Source organism: Palaeococcus sp. (in: euryarchaeotes) (genome assembly GCF_053987695.1).
Window position 1 is genome coordinate 16,577 of the sequence record NZ_JBMXHE010000006.1, and the last position, 21,380, is coordinate 37,956.

At 44.1% G+C, this 21,380-nt stretch carries 23 protein-coding genes; 22 read left to right on the forward strand and 1 reads right to left on the reverse strand.

Features of this window, described 5'->3' with window-relative positions; all coding sequences use genetic code 11:
• Positions 1-7: 7 nt before the first annotated feature.
• From ACXJGZ_RS00635 to ACXJGZ_RS00690, 12 genes are read left to right on the forward strand one after another with little or no spacing between them, the layout of a single operon-like run.
• Positions 8-1,924: a proton-conducting transporter transmembrane domain-containing protein gene (locus ACXJGZ_RS00635; protein WP_456397781.1), complete on the forward strand. Its 1,917-nt coding sequence runs from the start codon at positions 8-10 to the stop codon at positions 1,922-1,924.
• Complete coding sequence (locus tag ACXJGZ_RS00640) at positions 1,921-2,802, forward strand: respiratory chain complex I subunit 1 family protein (RefSeq protein ID WP_456326897.1); 882 nt, start codon at positions 1,921-1,923, stop codon at positions 2,800-2,802. The genes ACXJGZ_RS00635 and ACXJGZ_RS00640 overlap by 4 nt, the downstream gene beginning before the upstream one ends.
• A gap of 2 nt (positions 2,803-2,804) precedes the next feature.
• Positions 2,805-4,433 carry a hydrogenase large subunit gene (locus ACXJGZ_RS00645; RefSeq protein WP_456397783.1) on the forward strand — a complete coding sequence of 543 codons (1,629 nt, stop codon included), beginning with the start codon at positions 2,805-2,807 and terminating at the stop codon, positions 4,431-4,433.
• The gene (locus ACXJGZ_RS00650; RefSeq protein ID WP_293256255.1) at positions 4,421-4,939 is read left to right on the forward strand and encodes a 4Fe-4S dicluster domain-containing protein; all 519 of its coding nucleotides are present in this window, start codon (positions 4,421-4,423) and stop codon (positions 4,937-4,939) included. The genes ACXJGZ_RS00645 and ACXJGZ_RS00650 overlap by 13 nt, the downstream gene beginning before the upstream one ends.
• Positions 4,923-5,513: an NADH-quinone oxidoreductase subunit B family protein gene (locus tag ACXJGZ_RS00655; RefSeq protein WP_456397786.1), complete on the forward strand. Its 591-nt coding sequence runs from the start codon at positions 4,923-4,925 to the stop codon at positions 5,511-5,513. The genes ACXJGZ_RS00650 and ACXJGZ_RS00655 overlap by 17 nt, the downstream gene beginning before the upstream one ends.
• Positions 5,503-5,787, forward strand: a complete 285-nt coding sequence (locus tag ACXJGZ_RS00660; protein WP_456326896.1) for an MrpF/PhaF family protein — start codon at positions 5,503-5,505, stop codon at positions 5,785-5,787. Before ACXJGZ_RS00655 ends, ACXJGZ_RS00660 begins: the two co-directional genes overlap by 11 nt.
• Positions 5,784-6,134, forward strand: a complete 351-nt coding sequence (gene mnhG / locus ACXJGZ_RS00665; protein ID WP_456321099.1) for a monovalent cation/H(+) antiporter subunit G — start codon at positions 5,784-5,786, stop codon at positions 6,132-6,134. The genes ACXJGZ_RS00660 and mnhG overlap by 4 nt, the downstream gene beginning before the upstream one ends.
• Positions 6,131-6,385: a hydrogenase subunit MbhD domain-containing protein gene (locus ACXJGZ_RS00670; RefSeq protein ID WP_297183644.1), complete on the forward strand. Its 255-nt coding sequence runs from the start codon at positions 6,131-6,133 to the stop codon at positions 6,383-6,385. The genes mnhG and ACXJGZ_RS00670 overlap by 4 nt, the downstream gene beginning before the upstream one ends.
• Position 6,386: 1 nt before the next feature.
• Positions 6,387-7,157 (forward strand): MnhB domain-containing protein, encoded by a 771-nt coding sequence (locus tag ACXJGZ_RS00675; RefSeq protein ID WP_456397787.1) that lies wholly within the window; start codon positions 6,387-6,389, stop codon positions 7,155-7,157.
• Complete coding sequence (locus ACXJGZ_RS00680; protein WP_297183639.1) at positions 7,150-7,563, forward strand: sodium:proton antiporter; 414 nt, start codon at positions 7,150-7,152, stop codon at positions 7,561-7,563. Before ACXJGZ_RS00675 ends, ACXJGZ_RS00680 begins: the two co-directional genes overlap by 8 nt.
• Complete coding sequence (locus ACXJGZ_RS00685) at positions 7,560-8,045, forward strand: Na+/H+ antiporter subunit E (protein ID WP_456397789.1); 486 nt, start codon at positions 7,560-7,562, stop codon at positions 8,043-8,045. The genes ACXJGZ_RS00680 and ACXJGZ_RS00685 overlap by 4 nt, the downstream gene beginning before the upstream one ends.
• Before the next feature lie 11 nt (positions 8,046-8,056).
• Positions 8,057-9,616, forward strand: coding sequence for a proton-conducting transporter transmembrane domain-containing protein (locus tag ACXJGZ_RS00690; protein WP_456397791.1), 1,560 nt, complete (start codon positions 8,057-8,059; stop codon positions 9,614-9,616).
• 89 nt (positions 9,617-9,705) lie between these two features.
• Here ACXJGZ_RS00690 and ACXJGZ_RS00695 read toward each other — a convergent pair whose 3' ends face one another.
• Positions 9,706-10,521, reverse strand: a complete 816-nt coding sequence (locus ACXJGZ_RS00695) for a sugar phosphate isomerase family (protein ID WP_293253331.1) — start codon at positions 10,519-10,521, stop codon at positions 9,706-9,708.
• A 358-nt stretch (positions 10,522-10,879) separates the two neighbouring features.
• Here ACXJGZ_RS00695 and ACXJGZ_RS00700 point away from each other — a divergent pair, with 358 nt between their 5' ends.
• From ACXJGZ_RS00700 to aor, 10 genes are all read left to right on the forward strand, one after another.
• A complete protein-coding gene (locus ACXJGZ_RS00700; protein WP_456321984.1) occupies positions 10,880-11,851 on the forward strand; it encodes a HesA/MoeB/ThiF family protein in 972 nt (323 codons plus the stop codon).
• A 1-nt stretch (position 11,852) separates the two neighbouring features.
• A complete protein-coding gene (gene thiI, locus ACXJGZ_RS00705) occupies positions 11,853-12,947 on the forward strand; it encodes a tRNA uracil 4-sulfurtransferase ThiI (protein WP_456397794.1) in 1,095 nt (364 codons plus the stop codon).
• A gap of 35 nt (positions 12,948-12,982) precedes the next feature.
• Entirely contained in the window at positions 12,983-13,504 is a 522-nt protein-coding gene (locus tag ACXJGZ_RS00710) for a ferritin (protein ID WP_456321987.1), read from the forward strand.
• A 212-nt stretch (positions 13,505-13,716) separates the two neighbouring features.
• A complete protein-coding gene (locus ACXJGZ_RS00715) occupies positions 13,717-14,619 on the forward strand; it encodes a DMT family transporter (protein WP_456397795.1) in 903 nt (300 codons plus the stop codon).
• Positions 14,620-15,022: 403 nt separating this feature from the next.
• Positions 15,023-15,505 (forward strand): hypothetical protein, encoded by a 483-nt coding sequence (locus ACXJGZ_RS00720; RefSeq protein ID WP_456397796.1) that lies wholly within the window; start codon positions 15,023-15,025, stop codon positions 15,503-15,505.
• 22 nt (positions 15,506-15,527) lie between these two features.
• A complete protein-coding gene (locus ACXJGZ_RS00725; protein WP_456397797.1) occupies positions 15,528-16,601 on the forward strand; it encodes an SLC13 family permease in 1,074 nt (357 codons plus the stop codon).
• A 70-nt stretch (positions 16,602-16,671) separates the two neighbouring features.
• A complete protein-coding gene (locus ACXJGZ_RS00730; protein ID WP_293255137.1) occupies positions 16,672-17,019 on the forward strand; it encodes an ArsR/SmtB family transcription factor in 348 nt (115 codons plus the stop codon).
• A gap of 1 nt (position 17,020) precedes the next feature.
• Entirely contained in the window at positions 17,021-19,078 is a 2,058-nt protein-coding gene (locus tag ACXJGZ_RS00735; RefSeq protein ID WP_456397798.1) for a heavy metal translocating P-type ATPase, read from the forward strand.
• Between the two features lie 118 nt (positions 19,079-19,196).
• Positions 19,197-19,352 (forward strand): YbbN family protein, encoded by a 156-nt coding sequence (locus tag ACXJGZ_RS00740; protein WP_456320828.1) that lies wholly within the window; start codon positions 19,197-19,199, stop codon positions 19,350-19,352.
• 151 nt (positions 19,353-19,503) lie between these two features.
• Entirely contained in the window at positions 19,504-21,321 is a 1,818-nt protein-coding gene (aor, locus tag ACXJGZ_RS00745; protein WP_456320827.1) for an aldehyde ferredoxin oxidoreductase, read from the forward strand.
• Positions 21,322-21,380: the final 59 nt, after the last annotated feature.

Genomic DNA, 21,380 nt, shown 5'->3' on the forward strand with positions numbered 1-21,380 from the left:
AGAGTGTATGAGCTCCTTAATGCTGCTTATTCCCATTGGAGTGCTGGTGGGTGCATCGATTTTAGGACTTGTGGGAAGAGGAAAGAGCACTCTTCATGCGGTTAATATCCTCTCGGCAACTGCATCTCTGCTTATAGTGTATATAGCGATTTTGGGTTTTGAAAGGGGCTTGGAGTTGAAGCTTTGGATATATGCTTCCTCTTCGGTGATTGCATCGCTCAATCAGCTGATTTTTAAAGTTGACCAGCTTTCAGCATTCTTTTTGCTGATACTTGGAATTTTGGGCTTTTGCACTTCTCTATATGGCGTTAAATACATGGAGAGGTATTTAGGTAAGGAGGATCTTCGCTTGTATAACTTTAATTATCCCATCTTTCTTCTGATGATGTATCTCATTTTAACATGCTGGAACTTGCTTTGGTTCATCATTTTCTGGGAGCTTATGACTTTCTTCTCCCAGTTTCTCGTAGCCTTCGAGAGAAATAAAGAAAAGGCCATTAGGGCAGCCTATAAGTACTTCTGCATGACAAAAGCCGGAGCTGATTTTTTAGTTCTCTCGGTAATTTTGATAATCTTAAATGCCACACGCTTCAATGCCAATTACTCAGAAATCTCTAAAGTCCTACCTTTTTATCTTCAGAGCAATCCTTCTATGCTTTATGTGTTAACCTCTGCTCTTCTGATTGGATTTGGAGTTAAAGCGGCCATGGTGCCATTTCACTCTTGGCTTCCTGATGCACATCCAGAGGCTCCAAGTAACGTCTCAGCATTGCTTAGTGGGGTCATGATAAAACTGCCCATATACATGCTCTTTCGCTTTTTTATAAGTTTCTTCCCGAGAAATGCTGGAATTGGAATGCTAATCGCATCTTTTGGTGTGATAACACTTTTCTTCACCATGATGTATGCGTTAATACAAGAGGACTCCAAGCGTCTGCTGGCATACTCGAGCATCGATAACATAGGCTACGTTCTGCTTCCCTTGGGAACCGGACTTTATTTGATGGCAAAGGGAAATCAGTTCTTGGGATCAATAGCCTTAATGGCTTCCCTTTATCACACTATAAACCATGCGTTCTTCAAAGGGCTTCTCTTTCTGACTGCGGGTTCGGTGATTTATGAAACCGGTAGCAGAGATTTAAATTATTTGGGGGGGCTTGCAAAAAAGATGCCCCTAACCGGATTTGCGGCAATGACAGCATCATTTGCGATAGCGGGAATGCCACCTTTAAATGGCTTCGTAAGCAAGTGGATGATTTACATCTCGACGCTCTCATCTCCTGCATCATCCCTCTTTGGAATAATAGCCCTCTTCATAAGTGGGGTAACTCTGGCAGCATTCGTTAAGTATTTTACTTCCATCTTTACACGCCCATCTTTGGAAGAGATAGAAGCTAGGGAAGTTCCTCTCTTAATGTGGGCTCCTCAGATGCTCCTGGCTTTTCTGTGCATTCTCTTTGGGGTGTATCCCCGCCTTCCCGTGAAGCTCATAAGTGGGGCGTTGGATTCATTAGGTGTCCAAATGGATATGAGCAGGTTAGTGATTTATCCATCTGTGGTGATCCCAGATAGGGGGAGCTTTTCACCCATCGTAATTTTCTCATTTATTCTGATAACAACTTTCCTCATGTTGTTGCTGATACCATCGAAAGGCAAGCAATTCTCCGTATGGAAGTGTGGAATTCAAGAAGAGCTTAATGTGAGGCTTCCTGCGAGCTCTTACTACAGAGACTTCGAGGAAGAATTTGGTGAAGTCTATAAAATTGGGGATTTGAGCATGCATATACTCAAGAAACTCGTAGATCTCGGGAAAGGTGCCGGATTGAAATTTGAAGCAATGTCCTATGACTTGAACTCAATGCTCTCTATTGCAATGATCCTGATAGTGATTTTAGTGGCAGTTTTAGGAGGTGTTGAACTATGAACATCATTTTCATGGCAATCAACTTGGCATTTGCCCTAATCATTGCCCCCTTAATAGATGGATTTGAGAGAAAGGTTAGAGCCAGGCTTCAGAATAGAAGGGGCCCTTCAATATTTCAGACATGGTGGGACTTGATAAAGCTGTTTAGAAGACCCTCCATTGAGCCGAGAGATTCAGTCAAATCCTTCTATATTATGGCACCATACTTAACGTTCACAGCAATCTTAACAGCTTGTCTGATCCTTCCAACGCTCCTCCCACACTCCCTGAATTTTGCTGGGGATCTTATAGTGGTCATTTATATGGTGAGCTTGGCAACTTTTGGATTTTCAATAGGCGCTTTCTCCTCTGGAAATCCATACGCTCAAATTGGCTCAAGTAGGGAACTCTCTCTATTCATGAGTGAAGAGCTGGTTCTGGCATTTGTAGTTGGAGTGATAGCATTGATAAGCAGAAGTTTGAGCTTTGAGCACCTCTTTCCCCTGCCTTTGAGGATTTCATCAATACTCGCACTGGCACTGCTCTTCGTGATAATCTATGTAACGAGCTCGAGAATTCCCTTTGACATTCCCGAAGCTGAGCCTGAAATTATTGAAGGTCCCTTAATAGAGTACAGCGGAAGGCATTTAGCTTTGCTCCTCTACTTCATCCATTTAAAGCGGTTCCTGCTCTACGGCCTCTTTCTCAACTTCATTCTACCTGAGAAACCCGGAATTAGAATTGGCGGATTTTTGATTGGTTTAGTGATTCTATCTCTGGTTTACTCCTCTCTAGAAGCGTATTATGGAAGGTTCAGGATTGATCAGGCAATAAGACTTATGAAAAAGCTCTCATTCGTGGCTTTCATCGTGTGGATTATGGCAATGGTGGGGTGGTAGGTATGATCCTTGACATTTTAAGAAAAAACGATGCGGAGGTAATCAGACATGATGAAAGGCTCATTATAACCTCTGTTCCCAACGAAAAGCTCGAAGAAGTTGCGAAGGAACTTTTTAGCGCAAATTGTTATTATGCAACCGGAGTTGGGGTAGATGAAAGGGGGATGAGCCAAGGATTTGCAATCTATCATATCTTCAACTCCGAGAATGAGGGAAAATATATCGTGATAAAAACCTTCGCAAGGAATCTTACGATTCCTTCAATAACCCCCGTGATTGAGGGTGCAAACTGGGCCGAGAGAGAAGCCATGGACATGATAGGGATAAAGTTTGATGGCCATCCCGAACCTGAAAGATTGATTTTACCGGATGACTGGCCCGAGGGATTACATCCTTTGAGAAAGGATTTCCCCTACAACAAACGTCCCCCTTCCATAAAGCCCAAATCCAGGGTCAAGAAAAAGGATCCAAATACAATAGAAGTCCCTGTTGGTCCCTATCATCCAGCACTTCACGAGCCTGAATCCTTTGAGCTTTATATTAAAGGGGAGGAAATCGTTGAAGCAAAATACAAGGGTTTCCATGTTCACCGAGGAATGGAAAAGCTTGCTGAATCAAGGATGACAATAAATCAGATTCCATTTTTAGCCGAGAGGATTTGTGGAATTTGCGGGTTTACTCACTCCTGCGCTTATTGCCAAGCTGTTGAAGATGCTGCAAAAATAGATGTACCCGAGAGAGCATTGTACATAAGAACCTTACTCCTTGAAATAGAGAGAATTCACAGTCATCTGCTTTGGTTTGGGGTTGTTTTTCATTTGCTTGGATTTGAGAGTGGATTCATGCACACCTGGCGTATAAGGGAGGATTTCATGAATCTAGCCGAGGTACTAACAGGAAACAGAAAGACATATGGTATGAACCTGATCGGAGGGGTTAGGAGGGCTATAGATGAGAGTAAAAAGAGGAAGGTTATGAGGATCGTCGAAGGAAGTAAAAGGGATACAGTGGAAATTTTTGACAATGTTATGGGAATGAGGGAGCTATTGAACAGAATGGAGAATGTAGGGGTTCTACCCAAAAAGGAAGCAAGAGGAATTGGAGTTGTGGGGCCAACAGCGAGAGGATCGGGGATAGACACGGATGTTAGGATAGATCATCCCTATGCTGCATACGGGGAGCTGGAGTTTAAAGTGCCGGTTTATAAAACGGGTGATGTTCTTTCAAGGGTTCTTGTGAGATATGAGGAAGTTCTTGAGAGCTTCTGGATCATTGAACAGGTTCTGGACCAGTTGCCTCAAGGTGATATCATAAATGAAAATTATAAGATTCCGGAATTTGCAATAGGTCTTGGAGCAACGGAAGCACCGAGAGGGGAGGATGTACACTTCCTGATTACGGAGAGAGAGAATAAAGTCTATCGCTGGCATCCGAGGGCGCCAACATACAACAATCTTCCCGCACTTCCAATAATGCTTGTGGGAGAAAAACTAGCGGATGCCCCCGTGATAATAGGTTCAATTGACCCCTGCTTCTCCTGCACTGATCATGTCTCCATAATAGATGCCGAGAGAGGTAAAATCCTATGGAAAGGGCCCCTGAATGAGGGGGTGAGAACATGGGGAGGTTAAGGCTAATTGGAAAGGCCATCTCGATTGGAAGGGTTACTGAAAAATATCCCTTTGCTCCTATAGAAGTTCCTGAAGGCTTTAGAGGTAAGCCCGTAATCAACCCCGATGAGTGTATAGGATGCAGTGCATGTGCAAATGCCTGTCCTCCCCAAGCGCTTCAGGTTTACGATGATTTAAAGAGGGGGATTAGGGTTATTCACTTCTTTTTGGGTAGATGCATCTTCTGTGCACGCTGTCAAGATGTGTGCCCGACAGATGCGATAAGGTTAACCAAGGAATTTGAGCTCGCCACCTTATCCGAGGAGGATCTCCATCAAGTCGTTGAGCTTCAGATGGTTCGTTGTAAAGAATGTGGAAGACCTTTCGATACATTTAGACACGTAATCTATTTGGCCAAAGAGCTACCTCCGGAGCAGAGAACTATGATGTTTTTATGTCCAGAATGCAGGGCGAAAAAAGCTTCTAAAATTATAAGCTTCGCAAAAGGTGGTGGGAAAATTGTTTGAAAAAAGTTTATGGGTATTCCATTTAAACAGCGGCAGCTGCAACGGTTGTGATATTGAAGTTCTCAACATATTCGCGCCCAGGCAAGATGTCGAAAGGTTTGGAATTAAGCTCGTTGGTTCTCCGAGGCATGCAGATGCAATAGCCTTCACGGGACCGATAACGAGGGAATCTCTTCCAAAGGCGGTAGAAGCTCTTAAAGCCGTCCCGGAACCCAAACTCCTCCTTGCAATAGGGTCATGTGCATGTGGTGGTGGAATATGGTACGACACCTATGCTGTAATTGGAGGCGTTAAGGAGTTTTACAAGATTCTCAAGGAGGAGTATAACATTGAGCCGCCAACGACCATTTACATTCCAGGCTGCCCACCCAAGCCGGAGGCAATAATCTATGGTGTGGCATTGGCGAGGAAAGCTGTGAAGCAGAAGCAAAAAAAGGAAATCTACATCGAGGAGCTCAATGAGGATATGAGAAGAGAAATTGCTGAGGTATTATTCAGCGAAGCAAAGGGTACGAGACACTTTCTTCCCAACATAGTGGTCAAGACAAAGGAGGGAGAAGAAAATGAATCTTGAAAATAGTTTTTTTCTTTTGATGAAGTTTGTCATCCCGGTTTATCTATTGGCGTTCATCATTTATGCGATTAGAGCTTTCAAGGGCCCAACGATAGTGGATATAATCCTAGCAGTTGACTGTATGAGTTTTGATATTGCTGCGTTTATGGCGATTCTCGCAATTTACTTTAAATCGGCGTTTCTTATTAGTGGAGCAATAACACTAGCATTGTGGGCATATCTGCTGGACATTTACATCGCGAAGCATCTGGTTGGCAAGGAGGTGGGAGTGTGAGCGAGATTTTATTCTACTTGGGAGCAGTCATGATAACCATCGGTGGGCTTTGTGATCTGTTTGGTGCTCTCGGACTATTAAAGTTCCCAAACTTTTACATTCGTTTGCACGCTGCCACGGTAGGAACTATTGGCGGGGCAGTAGTGCCGTTATTTGGTGTTGGCTTCCTTGCACTCGGAGCGGATTTCTTACCTCACAAGTATGCAATCGCAGGAGCTAGTTTCGTGACTGGAATAATTGTCTTACTTGCAGCACCAGCGGGTTCTCATGCTTTGGCCTACGCTGCCCACAAAACTAAAATCGTCAAGTGGGAGCCAAAATGCGACCACTTGGAGGTGGAAGAATGATTGAAATCCACTTGTTAATGCTCCTTATCACAGTAATCATTGGATTAATATTTTCCTATCTTGCCATAATAGAGAAGGATTTGCTCAAGGCCATTGGCTTCTCAGCAATCCAAGCTATTGCCTATGCAATAGCCTTCTACATTCTAATGGCACCTGATATAGTCCTAGCTTATGTAGCAGTGGCTGTTGGTATCTATTCCGCACTGTTGATCTTTGTGGTGAGTAAAACAGAAAGATATGAGGTGGTGTGAGATGAAGAGGTTAGTTCCGCTCATAATCCTGCTCATCACAATATTTGGGTTAGCCTACTACATCACTCCAAAACTCCCACAGCAAACTGAACTAAGACCATTGGGCGAATTCTACCTGGAAAACAGTTACTTTGGTGATTATTCCGCAAAGAGCCCCGAAGTTGTAACCTCAATCCTCTGGGACTACCGTGGACTTGATACTCTCTTCGAAACTTCGGTATTCTTCATCGCAATAATTGGAAGCTTAACACTCTTCAGACTAAATAAAAAGCAAGAAGAAGAGGCGAAACAAAAGACGGAAGAGTTTAGGATTGGTTTAACTCTTATTATAAAGTCGGTTACAAGGGTTATTGTAGTCATGATTCTTGCAGTTTCGGCTTCAATAGCTTTGCACGGCCACTTGACTCCTGGCGGCGGCTTCCAAGGTGGTTCAGCACTAGCAGTAGCGCCCTTGCTAATAATTGCAGCTTACTCCAAGTATGCTTTAGAAGAACATGGTTTGGACAAGACTAGGGCTTTAATCTTCCGTTCTATTGGTCTCTTAGGAATTGCCCTCGTAGCATTAGTCCCCTTGCTTAGTGGTGGCTTCCTAATGCAGAACCAACCGATTTTTCCAGCCAAGCTTGGAGGACAGCTTGTAAGTGGTTCATTGATTTACTACAACTTCTTTGAATTCCTGGCAGTTGGAGCTGGATTCACGGCGGTATTCTTGCTCTTGGCAATTCCGGAAAAAGTATTCAAGAGGTTCTTGAGGAGGGAAGCCAATGAATGAAGTTATAACATTCATCTGGACAGTCATTATATTATCTCTGATTGCAACAGTCATAATAAGCCTCTATGGAATTGCGAGGAGACCCAACTTAACCAAAAAGCTCATTGCATTGACAATCTTCACTGACACCGCTAACTTGCTTGTCGTTTTACTCGGATATCGCTTAATTTATCCGGTAGCACCCCCGGTTTTACCAAGCTTTAGCAAGGAAGCTCTTCAAACTTTTGTTGAGACTGCTGTAGATCCCCTCCCACAGGCATTTGTAATCACTGCTGTTGTCATTGGAATGGCCGTAAACGTACTCATAGCCTTTGCAATAATTCAAATTTACCGTTTATATGGGACTGTGGATGCAAGAAAGCTTGGTGAAAAGCAGTCTACTCTACTGAAGGAGGGTGGAATATGAGGGGTGTAATCCCCACTGCAGTGTTGACATTCATCATTTACATCCTATTTAGTGGTTCAACAAAACCATTCGACTTAGTTACAGGAGTAATTGTTGCTGTTGGAGTGGGTTTGGCTGTTGGAAAATATCTCGTTCAGAATGATGCTAAGGCTTTGAATCCACTCAGATGGCTCTGGGGGGTGATTTACTTCATCTGGTACATGCTTGTCGCAGAAACAAAAGCACACTTGGATGTGATGATGAGGATAATAACCGGGAAGTACGAGGCAGGAATTGTTAAAGTACCAATTGAGGTGAAGACTGATTATGCAAAAACTCTCATTGCAAATTCAATAACGAACACTCCAGGAACTGTCGTGGTTGACTTGGATGACAAATATATGTATGTAAATTGGATTAATGTGATTACAGAAGAACCCGAAGAAGCAAAGAAAAAGATTTGCGAGGATTTTGAACGCTTTGCTAAGAAGATTTTCGAGTGAGGTGGCGAAGAATGAATGTTGTTGGTTTAACTCCGATAATTCCAATCGTCTTTGCATTTGCACTCCCGTTATTCTCAATCCTAATTAAGGGAAACAGAAAAATCATTCAACTTTATGCTCTAATTGGAACTGGATTAACTTTAATCTCCTCATATAGATTATTCCAATTGGCATACTCTTCAAACGTTCCCCTAGTCTATACTTTCGGCAAGTGGATTGCCCCAATTGGAATTGTCTACGAAGTTGACAAGTTAAGTGCCTTAATTGCCTTGCTCACTGCTGGATTAATGTTTTTAATTGCAATCTACAGTTATCGTTATCTCGAACATGATGAGGGTTTGGAGTGGTATTACACTCTCTACCTCGGCCTTGAGGCCGGTCTGCTTGGAGTTCTCCTAACAGGTGATGCTTTCAACCTCTTTGTTATGATTGAAGTCACAAGCATAGCAGCTTATGCATTAGTAATGTTTTATCGCGACAGGGGTGATTCAGTTTTTGCTGGATTAAAATACGCTTTAATAGGAGCTACTGGAACTACAATGTACTTCCTCGCCTTAGGAATGTTTTATGGCGCATTTGGTACGGTTAATTTTGCTGATTTATCTGCAAAGGTCCATGGCCTAAGCTTCCCAGTTAGTGGAATGCCAGCTGGTAACATCGTAATTACCTCGGGTATCGCTTTAGCGTTAGCCACATGGGCGTTCCTTATCAAGGCGGCCATTGTCCCAAACCACTTCTGGCTTCCAGAAGCCCATCCAGCAGCGCCAAGTCCAATTTCAGCAATTTTGAGTGGTTTGGTCGTTAATGTTGGTGTTTATGCGTTGATTAGATTTTTGTACACTGTTTATGGGGGTTCTTTAACTCCAGAATTGGCTCACGTAGTCAGCTTGCTCGGTGTTATTGCCATTGCTCTCGGTGCCATTTCAGCGCTCTTTGGAGCTTTGATGATGAATGTCCAAAAAGACATTAAGAGGCTTATAGCGTATTCAACCATAATGCATATGGGTTACCTTTTCATGGCGGTGGGTTTAAGAACAGAATTTGGCTTACAAGCAGCATTGTTCCATTTGATTAATCATTCCATTGCCAAGGCATTGTTATTCCTTGCGGCGGGAATTTTTGTGAATACTGCCAATTCCAGAAATCTAGAGGATCTATCTGGCATGGGAAGAAAAATGCCGATTGCCACTTTCGGCGTAGCGATAGCATCGTTTGGCCTTGCGGGTGTTCCACCTCTCAATGTTTTCTTCAGTAAGCTACTACTCTTCAATGCATTTATAGAGAGGAGCATTTTCCTGGGCTTAATTTTGGTTCTTTCGAGCATCACAGCTCTAATAGCATATATTAAAGTGTTCTATGTTCTATGGTTTGGCAGGTCAAAAAAAGATGTGAAGAAAGAGGAGCCCCTTAGCATGAGTTTGACATGCCTTATACTAGCTTTAATTTGTGTGATACTTGGTTTAATGGCTCCTGTAATCATTGATAGACTTATTACACCCGCGGTGGGCCAGATTCTGGATTATCAAAGCTACATATCCATAATCCTAAAGTTAGCCGGTGGTTTGTATTAGGAGAAGGAGAGGATACTGTTTGGGATAAGAGAATGCTTATGCTAAAAATACATCATTGCCAAGATGGTACTTAGGGGAGAATAAAAGGGCTAAAATACCCCGGTCCCAATTCCACATATCTTTGCAAAAGCACACACGGAGCAATCCTCTGTGTAGGGCTTGAGATAGGGCTCGCCCTTAACCCCCTTGGTTATCTCCTTTGCCTTTTTCATATCCTCATCCTCTCCTTCGAGGACGAGCGTTACACTTCCCTCAGCTCCTCCTGCACCTCCCGCCGCTATCGGAATGGCATCCACGTTTGCAAGAATTTCATAGGCTTCTATCTCGGTTATTGGCACGGCGTGAGGTATCGGCACAAGTGCGGAGTAGAGGCCCGTTCCCCAGTCGAATGAGTAAATCCCGGTAAGCTTTGCACTCACTTCAACGGGCGTGGGGGTGAACTTCTCAAGGCTTATTGGAGTTATTGTGAAGACTCCCTTCGTTATGGTCCAGCCGTATGTTAATCCTATAGTGCCTCCATTGGGGGCAGCAGCGAAAACTGCAACATTCCAATTTGGATCTATTGCGTTTGCTCCCTTTATAAAGACATCATCTTTTCCCATCTTCTCCAGAGCTTCCTGGGGTGTGCCCTCAAAGGGTTTCCCCTTTTCCAGAATTAGGTACTTTGGCCATGTTTTCTTTGGCGTTACACACGTTCTCCCTTTACTTATGACTCCAACGGTCCATTTTTCCTTCTCGATTTTCTCCCCTAAAATCTCCTCCGCTATGTAAGCGGCAGTTGTCCCTGTAGCTACAAAAACTATGCCATCTTTCAGAGCCTTTTGGACCTCATCGAGGGCAACAACAGCTTTTGCAATCAAGCGCTTGCTCTCTGGAGGGGTTAGGGTAACGAGAGCTCTTTGCATGAAAATCACCTCATTAAACTCTGTGTCTGAACCTTATTAAAATTGTGGACTGCAATTATTCTCTCAGAACATCCCCGAATGCTATTCACCGAGATTTCACCATCACCCGGTGTTACCATACGTGCAGAGCTGACTTTGCACAAGAGAACATGCAAACTCGTGCTTTCATTCAATCTATGTGTTTTCTGGTTATAGGATTAATTTTTGGTAAATTGGAAAGAATTCGCATTTTGATTTGTCAGGATAAGATAGCCGTAAAGAAAAAGAGAATAAAAATATACATAAGCATGACCACAATTATCCTAATAGTACCCAAATTTGTGAAGATAAGTTCATAAAGGTGGGATCCGACTTCGGAATGGTGGGGAAGATGATGGACTTTTCAAGACACTTTCCAATCATTGGTATCAAGGGTCAGAGAAAGCTGGGAGAGAGCACGGTTACAGTTGTTGGAGCCGGAGCGTTAGGGAGCTGGGAGGTCTACTTTCTCCGCAAGCTTGGTATCGGGAGGATAATTGTTATTGACCGTGATTTTGTTGACGAGAGCGACCTTCCGAGAACCATTTATAGTGAAAGAGATGTCGGGAAACCCAAAGTTGATGTTCTCAAAGAGGAGTTTGGCGTTGAAGGGTATTTTGAAGACCTTAATCCCGGTACGGTAAACCTCCTCGACGAAGCGGACTTAATACTGGATGGTACGGACAACATATATACGAGACAGGTGATAAATGATTATGCAGTCAAAAATGGGAAGCCTTGGATTTATGTCGGGGTTTTAGGAACATATGGTAATGTCATGCCCATAATACCGGAAAAAACAGCATGTCTCCGATGCTTCATGTTCAAGCTCCCTTCCAGACCAATGCCCACCTGTGCAATAGCGGGCATCATGAGCTATGTCCCCCCTCTCGCAGCTTCACTAGCTGTATCTCTGGGGATGAGGATACTTTTGGGGGAAGATTTGGAGAGTGAGATGATTTTCTTTGATACCCAAACTATGGAATTTGAAAAAATTGAAATCCCGAGGAGGGATGACTGTGAGGCATGCGTGAGGCATGAATTCAAGTTCTTAGAACGGGGGATGAAAATCGAGACAATGTGTGATGGCTCCATCCAGATAACACCGCCTGAGAAAATGGATGTGAATTTTGAGGAGCTCTCTGAGAGGTTTAAAAACCTCGGAATTGAGTACATTAGAACGTCTCAGTTCCTCCAATTCGAGGATGGAGAATACGAGATTTTAATCTTCAGAAGCGGGAGAATGATAGTCAGAGGAGCGGATGATGAGAAGGAAGCTAAAAACCTCTTTGCACGATATCTGGGTGGTTGAAATGATTCTCGTTCGATATGGAGAGATAGCCATAAAGGGCGGAAAAAGGAGGGAGTTTGAGAGAAAACTTAAGGAGAACATAGAGAAAGCTCTCATGAGAAAAGGCATGGGCGGGAGAGTTAAGATACTCAGGGGGAGGCTGCTCGTCGACGCTAACGACGAAGCGGCTGCGATAATCGCCAAGGTGCCCGGTGTAATCTCGGTCTCTCCTGCAAGAGAAATGAGTTATGAGGAAATTCCAGAATACCTCCGTAGAGCTCTGAAGGCCAAATCACCAAAAAGCTTTAAGGTTGAGACCCAAAGGCTTGATAAAACTTTTTTGAGAACATCCGTTGAGGTAAACCGCGAAATTGGTGCATTTGTTGTGAAGGAATTTGGATGGCGGGTAGATTTGGAGAAGCCTGAGCTTGTGATTGGGGTTGAGATTATTGCCGGGAAAGCCTATGTGTTCTTTGAGAGAATCAGGGGTGTGGGAGGACTCCCCGTTGGCACTCAGGGAAAAGTCATTGTCCTTTTGAGCGGAGGTATAGATTCTCCCGTTGCCGCATTCCTCATGCTCAAACGCGGTGCCGAGATCGTGGCGGTTCACTTTGATCAGGGGATGAATGCGAGGAGTGTTGTTGAAAGGGTCGTAGAAATTCTCAATGATTACTCCCCCGAGCCAATAGAACTCATAATTGAGGATCACTTTGAGATACTCAAACCCTACGTTGTGGCGCTCAACAGGCTCAATCGCAGGGAATGGACGTGTGTGGTCTGCAAGGTGGCAATGCTTAAGAGGGCCGCGGAGATAGCTAAAGAGGTGGGTGCTCTTGGGGTGGTTACGGGGGATTCCCTTGGACAGGTGGCATCGCAGACATTAACGAACCTTTACTTTGAAACGATGAGTGTTGATTTTCCGATTCACAGACCCCTCATTGGAATGGATAAGGAGGAAATAGTTGCCATTGCGAGGAAAATAGGAACCTATGATGCCTTTCTGCAGTACCCCTATTGTGAGTGCCCGTTCAAACCAGAGAGGGTGGTTACGCAAGGTAAATTAGAGGAGTTTGAAAAAATCAGGAAAGAGCTAAAAAGGTTTGAACTAAAGCCTTAAATAGTTCGAGACTGAAATTAATTATGGTGATAAAAATGCTGAGTGAAAAAATGCTTAAAGCTTTAAATGAGCAGCTCAACAGGGAGATCTATTCTGCATATCTGTATTTTGCAATGGCTGCTTATTTTGACGATTTGAATCTGGAGGGGTTTGCCAGCTGGATGAAAGCTCAAGCAGAGGAAGAGTGGGGACACGCTTTGAGATTCTACAACTACATCTATGACCGGAATGGCAGGGTTGAACTGAGTGAAATTCCACAGCCCCCGAAGGAATGGAAATCCCCTTCCGATGCATTTAGAGCATCATACGAGCACGAGCAGTTTATAAGCAAGTGCATAAATGAACTTGCAGCACTGGCTGAAGAAGAAAAGGACTACTCAACGAGAGCATTCCTTGAGTGGTTCATCAATGAGCAGGTTGAAGAAGAGGCGAGCGTCAAAAAAGTCCTTGATAAGCTTCGTTTGGTGAAGGATAGCCCTCAGGGCATCTTCATGCTGGATAAGGAGCTCTCCGTGAGGGTACCAAAACTCCCAACTCTCCTCATGCAAGGAGAATGATTTTCGATCTTTCTTTCTATTTCATGTTTGATTCGGCAAAAATGGGGTTTCCAATATCCATCCCAAAAGTTAGGCAACCTAAAGTCTGTTTGGCTTGGCATAGCTCTTCACCGATTAACGTGACACTTTAGCTGAAAGAATGCAATTTTGTATTACCTCCCTCTTTTTCGTGTGAACTAAGCTTATAAGCGCTTTATTTTAGAGTTACTACCATGACGCATCACTATGGCTATGTGAGTACAGTTTTAGCTGCCCTGCTCTTTGGAATAAGCTCGACGCTGAATAAAATCGCCCTTAGAAATGTTCATCCAATGATTGTAGCAGGGAGCATTTATCTAACGGCGGGGATAGTTTTAATGCTTCTCCGCTTTACACCGCTTAAGGATAAAATCCTCGAGAGGCTTGAATTTAAAGTTAAAACCCAAGAATACTTCTCAAGGCAGGATCTCCTGTTGTTGACTTTTATAGTACTTTTTGGCTCCTTCTTGGCACCTCTTTCGTTCATGTTTGGCTTGAATAAGACGACAGCTGTTAATGCATCTCTTCTACTCAATACTGAGACATTGTTCACTGTTTTAATAGCCCTTTTAGTCTTTAAAGAAAAAGCCTCAAGAAGGAGCATTCTCGGAATTCTCTTAATCTTAATTGGAGCCGTTGTGATCTCGACAGAGAACTTCAGGGAAGTGGAGCTGGGCAGAGGCATCCTTGGGAACATTTTAATAATTTTAGCGGGCCTTTCATGGGCGGTGGATAATAATTTGAGCAAGTTGCTAAGCGTTAAGAGGGATCTGCTTTTGGTAACTTCACTAAAAGGGCTGTTTGGAGGGGGCGCGTTATTAATTCTAGCTTCTCTAATTGGAATTCGCTTCTACATCCCATTTCAAAGCCTTCCATATGTATTAACGGTCGGTGCCTTCAGCATAGGCTTTTCCATCGTGCTGTTCCTGTTCGCCCTGAGGGAAATTGGGGCTATGAAAACGGGGGCAATTTTTTCAACTTCCTCACTAATCGGCGCTCTCTTTGCTTTTCTAATCCTCGGAGAGAGCTTCACGGCAATTAAGGCATTTTTCGGCATTTTGATGTTCTTTGGGGTGTATCTACTATCTCTGGAGTAGCCAGCTAAAGCCTCATATAGAACAAGAGGAGCTAATATGGGACGAAGATAGGGATGGGATTTTATTGTGCTTGGGTTCTTGTCCTGCTCCTTATTGGGTCTTGTTCATGTGAAGAATTTCGGGCAGAAAAATCCTCTATCCGGTGACATAAGGCTCAATAGTCGTGGACTTTACCTCCCGCCGAACTTCTCGTGGAGTCAATCAAGAGCGTTTTGTCTCGACGGTATAAAGAAGCATTGGAATGACGGCTGGAATATCGACGCCAAAAGCTTCTGGGAGTTCTTTTAAAGATACTGGAAAAATAAGAGCTGAGCGCGTGCCGATTTCCGTTTAGCTTTGCCTTCTACCCAAAAACGTTATATAACATGAAATCCCAGTGAAAACAGAGGTTATTGGGGGTTTTATGATGGTATCACCAAGTCCTCCACCCATAATTGGTGATCGGAGGGAATCTCTTAATCCAGAGTTTGTAGAGAGAGCAGTTGAAACCGTCAGAGCTGCATTACCATTTTTTACAGCTGGAGTTCCGATAATCCGAAGGGGACCTGCCGGTGAAATACACGTTGATGCTCCTATAATGTACATGGACTTTGCCATAGACAGGATGCATTATGACCCTTACGCTAGGGCTCCTTCCCCTAAGGGAAGGCCCGTCAGAGCTTGGGGGATTGAGGTTGACCCTCGGGAAGTTCGGGTGATAGTTAATAGCGCATTAAAAGAAGCACGTGTTATTGAGGCTGCAGAGTTTAGAGAACCTGAAGATGCATGGGCCATTCCAGTGGCATGGGGAAAATTCATAATACTGCATGTTAAGGTTTCTTACGACGGCAAGGAACTCATACCTGATTATGGCCTTACGGAGGAGGTAAGGAGATACGTCATTTGATGCAAAAAATTTCATAAGCACTGTGATATTCTATGCAAAAAGAGAATGGTTCCTAAGTGTACTTATCCTTCTCTATATTATGCTTTTGATTAGGGATCCCTCTTTACTAGGTAGAACAATAGATTTCATAGATTATGAAAGTTTAGCTGCGATAATTTCACTCCTTCTTGTCTCTCGAGGTCTTGAACTCTCTGGGATCTTCAGCAGAGCTGCGCCTAAAATAGTGGAACTATCCGGAAGTTCTGATCTTAAATTGTTGATTTTTATAACAATTCTTGTGGCGGCTTCTTCGGCAGTTATAATGAATGATACGGCTATTTTTGTGTTCATTCCCCTCATTCTAACAATTTCAAGGATAACAGGGATAAGTACTGCTGAGATGGTTACATTAACGGCTATATCCGCCAATATCGGCTCCGCTTTAACTCCAATAGGGAATCCCCAGAATATAATCATTTGGAGAACTTACCGCATATCCATGAGTGAATTTATTTTGAAAATGCTACCCTATGTAATACTCTGGATTGTGATTCTTTTCTTCTTTCTCTGGCTGAACGGTGGGAAGAAACCCATATCAAAACTTCCGTTACCAAAAGTTAAGATCAAACGGAGGCTCTTTTTTACATCTCTAGCGCTTCTTATAACCAACATAATACTTATAGAAAAGGGATACGCTGTGTTTGCCTTTATAATTACCATGATTTTAATGATATTTGCTGGTAAGGAATCTATCCTCTCGCTTGATGTTGCTCTCATAGCAGTTTTTACACTTATATTTATCGACTTTAAGGAACTTGCTTTCCTGCTCTCTGAAACTTCTTTTCCGCTAAACACTACTATAAGGACATTCCTACTCTCTGCAGGTTTAAGTCAACTCATTAGCAATGTTCCCACCACCGTCCTTTTCGCTTCAAAAGTTAAATGGCTTCCCCTTGCTCTTGGTGTGAATCTTGGGGGCAATGGTATCATAAGTGGTTCACTGGCAAACTTCATAGCTCTCAGAATTTCAGGAATCAGTCTGAGAGAATTTCACAAATACTCAATACCTTACTTCTTAATTGCGACTATTGCTACTCTAATTGTACTGGCTATCTAACCCTTTTCCCTGCTCCAAGGGTAAGGTTTATAAGACATTTGCACAATTGTTCAAATGTAGAGGTGATAAAATGACGGAAGTATGTAAGATTTATGAGGAGCATCTAGATAAAATTTTGAAAGCCCAGAAAAAGCTCCCCGATGAGGAAACCATCCTCGAGATTTCGGATTTTTTCAATGCCTTGGGGAACCCCACTCGCTTGAAGATAGTCTTCGCCTTGCTTGAGGAGGAACTTTGTACGTGTGACTTATCAAACATCACCGGGCTTTCTGTCTCAGCCATATCACACCAGCTTAGAATTTTAAAGGACAGAAAAATTGTCGCTTATAAAAAAGATGGTAAGAACGTATTTTATCGGCTAGATGACGAGCACATAAGGCAGATTTTGAAGATTGCCCTTAGGCACATGGAGGAGTAATATGCCAAAGAAGCTTAAATTGGAGGGGCTCGACTGTGCGAGCTGTGCTTATGAAATTGAGGAAGCCCTCAAAAAAGAGGGTTTTGAATTCGCTCTGGTAAACTTTACGACGAGCGAGCTCGTTATTGAGGGCGATGTAGAGAAGGCTAAAAGAATAGTGAGAAATGTCGAGCCCGGAGTCAAGGTCATCGAAGAGGACGAACACGGACATGAGCACAGGGAAAAGGTGCTCTATTTTATTATCCCATCTATCATACTCTTCGCCATTGGTATAGTGCTCCGCTACTATTACGGTATAGATAATGCCTTTGTGATGGGAATCTTCACGGTGAGCTACCTCCTCGTCGGGTGGAAGGTTCTCAAGAGTGCAGTGCTCAATTCCTTCCATGGTAACGTCTTTGATGAGAACTTCCTTATAGTCATAGCCACCCTAGGAGCATTTGCCATCCACGAGTATCCAGAGGCGGTTGGGGTTATGCTATTCTACGTAGTCGGTGAGTTCTTCCAGGACATGGCAGTAAACAAGTCAAGGCGCTCCATCAAAGCTCTGCTCGCCCTAAAGGCGGAGTACGCCAATCTTGTAACTGGAGATAAAATTGTACGGGTAACGCCCGAAGAGCTCAAGGTCGGCGATATAATCCTCATAAAGCCTGGCGAGAGAGTTCCCGTCGACGGCGTGGTCATTGAAGGAAGCTCAAATGTTGATACCTCAGCACTCACAGGTGAGAGTATTCCAAGAACTGTGAAAGAAGGGGAGGAGATCCTCTCGGGTATGCTTAACCTCACAGGAGTTTTAAAAGTAAAGGTTACAAAAGAGCTTCGCGAGTCAACAATTTCGAGGATTCTAGAGCTCGTTGAGAATGCGAGCGCGAGAAAGGCTAAGACCGAGAAGTTCATAACAAAGTTTGCCCATTATTATACACCTGCTGTCGTTGGGCTTGCCGCCCTTGTCGCCACGGTTCCGCCCCTGACTACCGGAGATCCGTTCTCAACCTGGATTTACCGGGCACTGGTGCTCCTCGTAATCTCATGCCCATGTGCGTTGGTTCTCTCAATCCCCTTAGGCTACTTTGGAGGTATTGGGAGAGCCGCTAGGGAGGGGATACTCGTCAAGGGTTCCAATTATCTCGATGCACTCCACAGTGCAGCGGTGGTTGCCTTCGACAAGACGGGAACTCTAACAAAGGGTGTCTTTAAGGTGACCAAGATAGAGACGAGGAACGGCTTTACTGAGGAGGAGATAATAAGATTTGCCGCTTTGGCGGAGGCACATTCGAACCATCCAATAGCTAAAGCGATAAAGGACGCTTATGATAAAAAAATCAACGAGATGGAGGTATTGGGATATGAGGAGATAGCGGGGCATGGCGTTAGAGCGAGGATAGGTGATGTTGAGATAATGGTGGGTAATGATAGGCTGCTACATCGTTTTGAGATTGGGCACGACACATGCCATGTTAAGGGAACCGTTGCTCATGTGGTTATCAACGGGAAGTATGCGGGTTATATAATAATCTCGGACGAGATAAAGGAAGATGCACCCGCTGCCATTAAGGAGCTCAAGCACCTCGGTGTTGAGAAAGTTATTATGGTCACAGGCGACGGCGAGGACGTTGCTGAGGAAATAGCGAGTCACCTTGGACTCGATGGGTTCTATGCCGAACTTTTACCAGAAGACAAGGTTAGAGTCATTGAAGAGCTTGAGAAAAAGAAAACACCGAGCGAGAAGATAATCTTCGTCGGTGACGGCATAAACGATGCTCCTGTACTGGCGAGGGCAGACGTGGGTGTTGCAATGGGTGCCTTGGGAAGCGATGCAGCCATAGAGACGGCAGATGTGGTCATAATGGATGACAAGCTTTCGAAGTTGCCAAAGGGCATCAGGATAGCTAGAAAGACCCGGAGGATAGTTTGGCAGAATATAATCTTTGCCCTCAGTATTAAGCTCGCATTTATAAGCCTTGGAATACTTGGAGAGGCGACTATGTGGGAGGCGGTCTTTGCGGATGTCGGTGTCGCCCTCATAGCGGTATTCAACGCGATGAGAATTTTGAGGTGAACGGAATGCTCTATGAAATGGGACTTTTTGTTTTTCTTCTCCTTTCGCTTTATTCATGGTTCAGCATGAAGAGTGCCTACGAGAAAAACGAGACATTTCTTGAAGGAGATGTTGAAAGATGAACTGGCTTTACATGGTTGCCCAGAGCTTTGAAGTTTTGAATATTCCAACACTCGTATATCTAAAGAGGGGAAGAGAGGTTGAGAGGCAAAACCTCGTTAGAAGAAAAGAGGATGTTGAAGAAAGATTAAAAAGGCTGCTGGGACACCGGTAGCGGAGCTTGAGCATTCACAAGTTGATTCTTGAAATTTTTTACATTTTTCTTTTCCGTTAATAATAGCGTTTAACTCCAATACTTCCTGCAATATATTTTATTTTCGCCAAAATTTATAGGGATAAATGTCTATATTATTTTGGCGATGTCCATGTATGGCAACTGGGGAAAGTTTCTACGTGTAAACCTCTCCACGGGAGAGGTGAAAGTCGAAGAATATGATGAAGAGTTTGCTAGAAAATGGCTTGGGAGCAGGGGACTTGCAATATATCTGCTTTTAAAAGAGATGGACCCGATGGTTGACCCGTTGAGCCCTGAAAACAAGCTAGTAATTACTCCTGGCCCGTTAAGTGGAACAAGCGCTCCCACGGGAGGAAGATATAACGTTGTTACAAAGAGCCCGGCCACGGGCTTCATAACCATGGCGAACTCTGGAGGATACTTTGGAGCTGAACTAAAGTTTGCGGGCTATGATGCCATTGTTGTAGAAGGCAAGGCAGAAAAGCCTGTTTACATATATATAAAGGACGAAAACGTCGAGATTCGTGATGCTTCCCACCTCTGGGGCAAGCTCGTGAGTGAGACCGAAGAGGCTATAAGGAAGGAGATTGGAAGTAAAAAACTCAGAATAGCCCTAATTGGTCCTGCGGGGGAGAACCTTGTTAAGTTTGCCGCTGTTATGAATGATGGGCACAGGGCTGCAGGTAGAGGTGGTGTAGGCGCGGTAATGGGAAGCAAGAACCTCAAGGCTATAGCCGTTGAAGGGAGTAAGACCGTATCAATAGCGGACAAACAGAAGTTTATGCTAACGATTAGGGAGAAGATTAACAAGCTCAGAAATGATCCTGTTGCAGGAGGAGGACTCCCTAATTATGGTACCGCCGTTCTTGTTAACATAATCAACGAAAATGGGCTCTATCCAACAAGAAACTTCCAAACAGGGGTCTTTGAGCATGCATATGAGCAGAGTGGTGAAGCCATGGCAGCTAAGTACCTTATAAGAAACCAGCCGTGTTATGCATGTCCGATTGGATGTGGAAGGGTTAACAAACTTCCGACCATTGGAGTCACTGAGGGTCCCGAATACGAGAGCACATGGGCACTTGGAGCAAACCTCGGTATAAACGACCTCGCAAGCATAATTGAAGCAAACCACAGGTGCGATGAGCTCGGCCTCGATACCATATCCACTGGTGGAACCCTTGGAACGGCTATGGAGCTTTACGAGAAAGGATTAATAACGGATGAAGAGCTTGGAGAGGCTCCTCCATTCAGATGGGGTAACACGGAGGTTCTCCACTACTACATCGATAAGCTTGCAAGGAGAGAAGGCTTCGGAGACAAACTAGCTGAAGGTGGTTATCGCCTTGCAGAGAGCTATGGCCATCCCGAGTATTCTATGAGTGTCAAAAAGCTTGAGCTACCAGCCTATGATCCAAGAGGTGCCGAGGGACACGGCCTCGGTTATGCGACCAACAACCGTGGAGGATGCCACATTAAGAACTACATGATAAGCCCCGAAATCCTCGGTTATCCATATAAGATGGATCCACACGATGTGAGTGATGACAAGGTTAAGATGCTCATAATCTTCCAGGATCTCAGTGCGCTTATCGATGCCGCCGGGCTCTGCCTCTTTACGACCTTCGGTTTAGGAGCTGATGACTACAGGGACATGCTTAATGCCGCTCTGGGATGGGACTATTCAACCGAGGACTATCTCAAGATAGGGGAGAGAATATGGAATGCCGAGCGCATCTTTAACCTTAAAGCTGGTCTTGATCCGGCAAAGGACGATACGCTGCCAAAGCGCTTCCTAGAAGAGCCCATGCCCGAGGGACCGAACAAGGGTTACGTGGTTAGATTAAAGGAGATGCTCCCGAGGTACTATGCCCTCAGAGGCTGGACGGAGGATGGGAAAGTTCCAAAGGAAAAAGCCAAAGAGCTCGGTATCGAGGAGTTCATTTGATCTCACTTTTCTTTCTGTTTTACAAAATTTTTCATTCGAAAAATTTTTTAAGTGTAAAA